We start from the raw sequence: 6,529 nt of genomic DNA, 5'->3' as shown, positions 1-6,529 counted from the left end.
GGCCCGCCTGCGGGAACGCCAGGACGAGCTGGAGCGCTTCGCCGCGGTCGCGGCCTACGAGCTGAAATCCCCGCTCACCGTGATCGCCGGTTACGCCGAGCTCGTGGACGACCAGCTCGGCGGCGCGGACCCGCAGGCGAGCGGCTGGCTCAGGCGCATCCGGCGCAGCGCGGGCCGGATGCGGCGGCTGGTGGACGACCTGCTCACCTACGCCTCCGCCCGGGACGTGCCGCTCCAGCCGGTCGAGGTCGACCTGAACCGGCTCGTCGCCGACGTCGTGATGGAGCGCACCGCGCACCTCACCGAGGACCTGCCGCACGTCGACCTCGGGGACCTGCCGGTGGTCACCGCCGACCGCGACCTGCTCCGGCAGGTCGTCGACCACCTCATCGGCAACGCGGTCAAGTACGTCCGGCACGGCGGCGCCGCGCGCATCGACGTCGGCGCCGAGCGCGACGGCAGGATGTGGCGCGTCACGGTCGCCGACCACGGCATCGGCATCGCCGCCGGGCAGCACGAGGCCGTCTTCGCCCCCTTCAGCAGGGGCCGGGGGAGCGAGGGCTACCCCGGCACGGGTCTCGGGCTGGCCATCTGCCGGCGCGTCGTCGAACGGCACGGCGGCCGGATCCACGCCGAGGACAACACCGGCGGCGGGACCCGCGTCGTCTTCACGCTCCCCGTCGCGCCGAAGGCCCCGGACGGCGGCGGCGCCGCCGAGGACGGCACCGGCGAGAGCGGCGGCGGCCCGCTGTACTCCGCTCCCGGCCCCGGCCACCGCTAGGCAGGCCGCCGCCGGGGCGGGCTCGGGCACCGCCTCCGGCCGTCCTCTCAGGTGGGGTCCCCGGCGGCCGATATGGAGGGGGATCGCCCGTACCGACCGCACAGAGAGAAAAGCATGGGGGCACAGATGACGATCACGGCCGAGATGATCCCGCAGACCGACCCGCTGCGCATCAGCGACCGCTGCGACCAGTGCGGCGCGCAGGCATTCGTCCGTGTCATCTTCCGCCGTAACCGTGACCTGCTGTTCTGCGGTCACCACTACGGCAGGCACGAGCGGGTCCTGACGACCGAGTACCCGTACGTGGCCGTCTACGACGAGCGGCGCAGGATCAACCAGAAGCCGAGCCTGTCGGCCAACGCCGACTGACCCGGCGCGACCGGTCCGGCACCGGCCGGGCCGCCGCCGATCGGACCGGCGGCCGGCCGCGCCGGCACCCCACCGCACCGGCGCCGCACCGCCCGGAGGCCTCCGCCCCGGCAGGTGCGCCACCGACCCCGGCCTCGCGGCCGTGCCTCCGCAGCGGGCACCGGCCGCGGGGCCGGTTCCATTCCCGGCCCCTTCCCTGCCCCCCGGCTCAGGGCGCGGCGGGCAGGGTGAAGTGGAAGCGGGTGCCGCCGCCGGGGTCGTCCGCGACGCCGATGACGCCGCCGTGCCGTTCCACGATGCGCCGGCAGATGGCCAGGCCGAGCCCGCTGCCGGTGTAGCCGCCGCCGCGGTGGGCGCGGTGGAAGTTCTCGAAGACCGCCTCGTGCTGCCCGGCGGGGATGCCGATGCCCCGGTCGGCGACCTCGACCCGGACCCACCCCTCCTGCGCCGGCGCGGACGTGACGGTGATGTCCGGCGCCGTCCCGGGCGCGACGTACTTGACGGCGTTGCCGATCAGGTTGTCCAGCAGCTGCCGCAGCAGCGCCGGGTCGGCCCGCACCCGGTGCGGGGCGTCGACGTGGAAGCGGGGCTCCGGCCGGCCGGCCCTGCGGGCCGCCACGTCGTCCCCGCGCGTGTCGACGATCTCCCGCACGGCCTCCGCCAGGTCGACCGGTTCCGGAGCGAGCGCCACGTCACGGGTCACGGTGTGGACGAGCAGGTCGTTGATCAGGTTGCGCATGCGGGCGGCGGACGCCCGGATCCGGGACAGGCTCTCCTCGGCTCCGGCCGGTGCGCCGCCGGGCGCGTCCTCGATCTCCTCGGCCAGGACGTCGACCCAGCCCTCGACGGCGGTCAGCGGGTTGCGCAGGTCGTGGGCGACGACCCCGGCGAAGGCGGCCAGTTCGTCGCGGTCGCGGCGCTCGGCGGTGACGTCGTGGAAGACCACCACGACCGCCGGCGCGTCGTCCGCGACGCCGGGCAGGCGGGCCGCGCTGACGCTGAAGACGCGGCCCTCGGGGAACAGCGGGTTGCGCACGAGCATGTCCGTGTCGGTCACCTCGTGCCCGGCCAGGACCCGCCGGTACGGCAGCTCCTCGTCGGTCATGAGCCTGCCGTCGGGGTGGAACAGGCCGAAGCGCTCGACGTCCACCCGCTCCTCCTGGCCCCCGTTCCCCGCGCGCCCGCCGGGCTCCCCGGCGGCGACCGGGGACACCTCCGCGGGTCCGGCCGCGGGCGCGCCCATCGCGTCGAGCAGGTCGCCGGCGGCGCGGTTGCGCATGAGGAAGCGCCCCCGCGCGTCGACCACGACCACCCCGTCGTGCATCGCGTCGACGATCGTGGCCAGCAGCCCGGCCTGCGCCGACGCCGCCTCCTCCGCGGAGGCGAGGCGGCGCAGCAGCCTGTGGTGGTCGTCGCGGTTGAGCGCCAGCACCAGCCCCACCACGGCGACCATCGCCACGAAGGACTGCGCCACCAGCACCCGGGCGGCCGGCGAGCCGATCGTGGCGAAAGGACCGTGCCCGTACAGGGTGAACAGGAGCGCGGCCGCGCCGACGAGCAGGTTGTGCACGGCGACGAAGGCCGTGGGGAAGCGCACCCCCGCCCAGACCGTCACCACGAGCAGCGGGAACGCCAGCGGAAGCCCGTGGGCCGCGCCGAACCCCAGGGCGTACGCCGCGACGGACGCCGCCGCCAGCGCCCCGTACTCGGCGATCCGCCAGCCGGAGGCGCGCCGCAGCTCGTCCCGGACCGCGGCCAGGACGCGGGCGCCGCCTGCGCCCGGGCCGAACCGGGCGGCCAGGCACAGGCCCGCCCCGGCGACCAGCACGGTGCCCACGGCGTTGCGGACGAGCCACACCGAGGCGGTCAGGGCCGACCACCGGTCGCCGACGATCCAGACCGCCAGCGGGCTGAGGGCCGTCGAGCACAGCGCGCTCCCGCCCGCGGCCAGCAGCAGCGCCCACAGCTGCCGGGCCCGCTCGATCCGGCCCATCCCGCCCGACGGCCACCACTCCGGGAACAGCCGCGCGCACAGCAGCAGGAACGCCCACGCCTGCGCCAGCCCTCCCGCCACGAAGGTGCCGGCGAGCACCGGGGAGGCGCCGGTCCACACGTTCAGCGCGAACGTGACCAGCGCGAAGACGGCCGCGTCCGGCCAGAACGGCCGCACGTGCCGCTGCGCCAGGAACCACAGCGCCGCCACCCCGGCCGCGGGCCACACCAGGCCCAGCACGGCCCCCTCGATGATGGTCAGCCGCCCGGCGAGCACCGCCACCGCGTACAGCACCGCGAACACGAGAGTGCGGCGCGGCGCCGCCGCCCGCAGCGCCCCCAGGTCGTCCCGGCCGGGAGCCCCCTCCCCGGCGGGTGACCCCGGCGTCGCACGCGCTGTCACACGCGCTCTCCTCCCCCGCGGGCGGCGGAGGTAACGGCGGAGCGGGCCGGGGACGTCGCGTGACCGGCGGGTACGCCGCGGACCCGGCGGCCGGCCAGCGCGCCGCCGGGACCGGGAGGGATCCGCAGAGCGGTCAGGGACCGGGAAGAGCTCGGAGGCCGGTCGGGGACCGGAGGCCCCGGAGGGATCGGAGGGGCCGGTCAGGCCGGACGGGTGGTGTCTGCACGGAGACGATCATTCCGCCGCCCCGCGGGGACGCGCCTCGGCCACGCTGACGATCACGCGGCTGCACCTTTCGCCCGGGAGGACCGGCCGCGGGACGAGGCCGGGCCGCGGGCCGTACATCGTTGGGATCCCCGGGCCGTACGTCCGGGGGAGGACGGCGGGCCGCCCGGCGGGGGGGCGGGGCCCCGGGAGGGCGGGCCCGTGCGCCGCACTCCGGCGGATGCGTGCCCGGGCACGGGGTGCGGCGGTAGCGTGCATCTCCACGCCCGGGAGATGAAACCGCTGTTCATCGTGGAGATTCCTCACATGAAGCCAAGGTCAGACGATGAATGTGGTATGCATTCCGCCGAAGCGCCGGTCGAGAGCGGCTGGCACCGGATCCACATCGGCCGCCAGCCCATCCACGACAGCGATGGCGCCCTGGTGGCCTACGAGCTTCTCTTCCGTTCCCACTCGCAGGCCAGGGGAGCGACCGCGCGCGGGGCGGAGGCGACCAGCCAGGTGATCGTCAACGCGTTCAGCGAGTTCGGCCTGGAGCGGCTCGCCGGACCTCACCTGTGCTTCATCAACCTGACCAGGGAGTTCCTCGTCGGGGAGCTGCCGCTGCCGTTCGACGCCGGCTCCGTCGTGCTGGAGGTCCTGGAGACCGTCCCCATCGACGACCAGGTGATCGACGGCGTGCGCTCCCTGGCGGACCAGGGCTTCGCGATCGCGCTCGACGACTTCGTGCTCGGCAACGGCCACGAGCGCCTGCTGGAGGTGGCCTCCTACGTCAAGCTGGAGGTCTCCGGCGTCGACCCCGACCTGCTGCGGGAGCGCGTCACGGCCTGCCGCACCTACGAGAACGTGCGCCTGGTGGCCGAGCGGCTGGAGACCGAGGAGGACCTGGCGCTCGCCCGCGAGCTCGGGTTCGAACTCTTCCAGGGCTACCTGCTGGGCCGGCCCCGCGTGCTGTCCCTCGACACCCTGGAGCCCAGCCGGCTGCGCCACCTGGAGCTGATCAGCAAGCTCACCGACGAAACCGGCGACTTCGAGGAGATCACCGAGATCATCACCTGCGACCCGGCCCTGTCCTACCGGGTGCTGCGCGCCGCGAACTCCGCGGCGAGCGGCCTGTGGCAGCAGATCTCGTCGATCAACGACGCCGTCGTGATCCTCGGCACCCAGCGGCTGCGGCACTGGGTGACGCTGATGCTGCTCAGCGACGTGGTCGGCGCGGACAACAGCGGACTCGACAACGACCGCATGTCCCATGTCCTCATGCGGGCCCGGCTCTGCCAGCTGCTGTCGCGCTCCCTCGGCCTGCCCAGCGACAAGGCCTTCACCGTGGGGCTGCTGAGCGGCATCGCCGACCTGCTGGGCGTGCCCGCCGAGGACCTGATCGAGCACCTGGCGCTCAGCAACGACGTGTCGGTGGCGATCGTCGAGGAGGGCGGCCCGCTGGGCAGCGTGGTCACCACCGCCCGCGCCTACGAGTCGGGGGTGCTGCCCGACTCCGCCGAGTCCGGCTCCGAGGACCTCGCGCACGCCTACCTCAAGGCCGTCGACTGGTCGATGAACATCATCACCAGCGTCTGACCCGCCGTACCGCCCCGGCCCGTCCCCCTTCCGCGGGGGCGAGTGCCGGGGCGTTTTCCGTTGTCACGGCTCCCGAGCCCACCGTGCGTGGCTTCTCACACACCTTCCGTGAGGAAGGGGGTGGTGAACCGCTCATGTCGGGCCGCAGGCGTGCCGATGGGAGTTCAGCGTCGGCGGCACGGAATGAGAGGGGACACGGGATGACGGAGCCACTGCTGGCCCTTGTCTTCATGCTCTCGGCGCTCATGTCCCTCGCCGTGGCGGTGTCCGGCTGGTACCGGCGGCACGTGACCCCCGCGGTCGGCGCGCTGTCCGTGCTCGCCACCGCCATCAGCGCCTGGTCCGTGCTCGACGGGATCCTGCTCCTCGACGACGACCTGCGGGTCGCCCTCCCGCTGCTGCTCGCCAAGTTCCTGGCCGTCTGCGTCATGCCGGCGGGCTTCTACTGCCTGTCGCTGGCGGTGGCCGACCGGGCCTGGCGGCCGGCGCGGCGCCTGCTGCGGTGGCTGGCGGCCGAGCCCGCGCTCGTCACGGTCGCGCTGCTGACCGATCCCTGGCACCACCTGTTCATCACCGGTCCGCGGACCGGTGAGCTGGCGTACGGCGGCGTCGGCCCGCTGTTCTGGGCCCACACCGCCTACAGCTACACCCTGCTCGCCGTCGGCATCGGCCGCCTGGTGCGGGCGTGGCTGCGCGGCCCGCGCTCCCAGCGCGGCCTGTACGGCTCCACCCTGCTCGCGACCCTCCCGCCGCTGCTGCTCAACGTCGTCAGCACCATGGGCGTGGCGCGCGTCGACTACCTGACGCCGGTCGGGTTCTGCGCGACCACGATCATCGTCTATCTGACCCTGGTACGGCGCTCGCTGCACGAGCTGGTCCCGGTGGAGCGCACCCACGTCTTCGACATGATCGGCGACATGGTCATGACGGTCGACGGCACCGGCCGCATCCTCGACCTCAACCCGGCCGCCGAGCGCCTGATCCGCCAGCTGGCCCCCGGCCTGCCCATCCGCCTGACCGGTTTCGCGGGCACCGACGTCTTCGGCCGCATCCCCCTCAGCGACGGCATGGAGCTCGACCACACGGTGACCGACGCGCAGGGGCGCGCCATCGACCTCAACGTGCGCGTCAGCGCGCTGCGCGACAGCCGCCAGACCACCATCGGCTGGGCCTTCGTCGCC

Annotated in this window: 5 protein-coding genes; 4 read left to right on the top strand and 1 reads right to left on the bottom strand. The window is 74.4% G+C overall.

All coding sequences use genetic code 11. The annotated features are described in order from the left end of the window. Window positions 1-781 (top strand): sensor histidine kinase (locus ABD823_RS33975; RefSeq protein ID WP_344866991.1); only part of this gene is annotated, 781 nt, incomplete at its 5' end. 126 nt (window positions 782-907) lie between these two features. Continuing rightward, window positions 908-1,150: a DUF7455 domain-containing protein gene (locus tag ABD823_RS33970; protein ID WP_344866989.1), complete on the top strand. Its 243-nt coding sequence runs from the start codon at window positions 908-910 to the stop codon at window positions 1,148-1,150. A 208-nt stretch (window positions 1,151-1,358) separates the two neighbouring features. On the opposite strand, the gene ABD823_RS33965 is transcribed toward ABD823_RS33970, so the two are convergent. Further along, on the bottom strand, window positions 1,359-3,545 hold the full coding sequence (locus ABD823_RS33965; RefSeq protein ID WP_344866987.1) for an ATP-binding protein: 2,187 nt from the start codon (window positions 3,543-3,545) through the stop codon (window positions 1,359-1,361). A 561-nt stretch (window positions 3,546-4,106) separates the two neighbouring features. Here ABD823_RS33965 and ABD823_RS33960 point away from each other — a divergent pair. Together ABD823_RS33960 and ABD823_RS33955 are read left to right on the top strand one after the other, a co-directional pair. Next, window positions 4,107-5,348 carry an EAL and HDOD domain-containing protein gene (locus tag ABD823_RS33960; RefSeq protein ID WP_344866985.1) on the top strand — a complete coding sequence of 414 codons (1,242 nt, stop codon included), beginning with the start codon at window positions 4,107-4,109 and terminating at the stop codon, window positions 5,346-5,348. 200 nt (window positions 5,349-5,548) lie between these two features. Next, on the top strand, window positions 5,549-6,529 hold a 981-nt coding region (locus ABD823_RS33955; protein WP_344866983.1), incomplete at its 3' end, for a histidine kinase N-terminal 7TM domain-containing protein.

It is taken from the genome of Planomonospora alba, from assembly GCF_039534085.1.
In the GTDB taxonomy this organism is placed as follows: Bacteria; Actinomycetota; Actinomycetes; order Streptosporangiales; family Streptosporangiaceae; genus Planomonospora_B; species Planomonospora_B alba.
This window is presented reverse-complemented; position numbering and strand designations above follow the sequence as displayed.

Bases quoted from the DNA above. Each gene is read 5' to 3' on its own strand.
- ABD823_RS33970 (WP_344866989.1), top strand. From the start codon at position 908: ATGACGATCACGGCCGAGATGATCCCGCAGACCGACCCGCTGCGCATC.
- ABD823_RS33960 (WP_344866985.1), top strand. From the start codon at position 4,107: ATGCATTCCGCCGAAGCGCCGGTCGAGAGCGGCTGGCACCGGATCCAC.